Genomic DNA, 1,655 nt, shown 5'->3' on the forward strand with positions numbered 1-1,655 from the left:
TGAACTATGCACTTCTGAACCTCAGAGAAGTAGCTTTGTCGATTCCTGTGCAGCCATAACCTTCAGCTGCATATCGGGAAGAGACGAATGACATCTCCCGCGGGAAAATTCACAAGAACTAAATTGCGCCTGTCCATTGCTCTTGCAACAGAACTGTCTACTTGAGTGTTTTTCATCTCGGGACGACCGGCAAAATCTTGCCAGCAGGTATTATCTCTGCAACCTGGCCTTAGAAAAGTCTGGACCTTCTTCCGTTGAAGAAGAAGGAACACGAAACTCCTTTCTTGCATCAGTTGTCAGGAGCTGCTTGAAGCCTTCAGGGATAAGAATCTTGTCCAGTGCAATGGAGTGTCTCACTGACTCAATGGGATTGATTCTAGAAAATCTCACGTGATACTTGACTGGAGGCACGAATCTAAGACTTCCGAAATGCGTAACTGAAAAACACTGAATTCTTCGTCTACAGGGCTTTCCATTAGCTGGATTTTCCCCTCGCCTTTGCAGCAGAAGAGAATGATGCTGTGTTCGGAGATTCTGACTATTTTGCTTCCACTTCAGCAGGCGATCAGGGGGCTGAATCCGTAATCGCTAATCTCATAAGCTTCGTACTGCCGATGATTCGCTTCTTCAGGAGTCGGTAGTTTTTTGTTCGACATCACTTAGCATCTCCTTCCACTTAGAAGTGACTACCTCATCTTTACGAAGAATCTGCATTCCTTGTCCAGGAGCAAACTCTTCGATTCTGATAATGCCTTCGTGATTTTCGCAAGATTTTAAGAACCGAGAAGAAATCGTATTAACCCCTTAGCAATGGAGTATCTACCTTTGCCGATGTAGCACTGCTTAGGTGGACATTGTGCATCTTTCTAAGTCTTCGCATGCAGTTGATGATCATCCCATTTAAGGCTTCTCCATCCACGAGATTCTTGAAAAAGCTTGTCGCATGTGCTATGTCGAAAGTAGTTTCGATACAGTCGAGGTCAATGTACTCGAGAAGCGAGTCGAGGTGTTCATGCTCAGCAATGATCTCCATTGGTTTCTTTTTCATTACTTCAGCTGCAATTTTCAGATCTAGATCTCTACCCTTTCTGGCGATCCTGTGAAAACTCTCCAGATTCGTTTCGAAACAACGCACGAACCTATCCTTCTAAGTGAACATCCATCCGGGATGAACAGTTACAACAATAGCTTCAAGTTGCGCTGCAATCTCAAGAGCTTCTATGCTCTGTTGCATGGATTCCCTTCGTATTCCAGGATTTGAAGAGGTAATATTTACATCCCTGCTTGGAGAATTAACGGTCCGCTTAAGAACAAGGTCGTCCAGCGTTTCTCTTGTAGCTTGCAAATCTCTCTTTCCTTTCCAGAGATGTCAGCGCAGATCTCGACACCTGTTACCTTCACATTTGCGAAAATCTTCGGAACCTTCTTAACCGGGAAATCAAAGAGAATGTTAGAAATGAAGAGAAACTCAACTCGCCAGACACTGCAAATGCTGCATTGAGAACTGACTGTCAGAAACTAATGAAGTTATTGCTTCGTCCTAGAAATACCGTTTGAGTTAGCGAGAAGAGAAGCTCCCAAGAGAGCGATTTCGTTATGCATCAAGATCTCTGATTAAGATCACTCTTTTGGAAGATCCAGTAAGCGTCTTTTTT

3 protein-coding genes are annotated in these 1,655 nt (G+C 43.9%); all 3 read right to left on the reverse strand.

Annotated features, from left to right (window positions below; translation table 11 throughout):
* Positions 1–210 precede the first annotated feature (210 nt).
* A complete protein-coding gene (locus tag BG32_RS11485) occupies positions 211–411 on the reverse strand; it encodes a hypothetical protein (protein WP_006487092.1) in 201 nt (66 codons plus the stop codon).
* Between the two features lie 385 nt (positions 412–796).
* On the reverse strand, positions 797–1,135 hold the full coding sequence (locus BG32_RS11490) for a hypothetical protein (RefSeq protein ID WP_006487100.1): 339 nt from the start codon (positions 1,133–1,135) through the stop codon (positions 797–799).
* A 12-nt stretch (positions 1,136–1,147) separates the two neighbouring features.
* Positions 1,148–1,345, reverse strand: a complete 198-nt coding sequence (locus tag BG32_RS15425; protein ID WP_006487101.1) for a hypothetical protein — start codon at positions 1,343–1,345, stop codon at positions 1,148–1,150.
* Between the last annotated feature and the right edge of the window lie 310 nt (positions 1,346–1,655).

It is taken from the genome of Mesotoga sp. HF07.pep.5.2.highcov (assembly GCF_003666285.1).
Taxonomy (GTDB): Bacteria; Thermotogota; Thermotogae; order Petrotogales; family Kosmotogaceae; genus Mesotoga; species Mesotoga prima.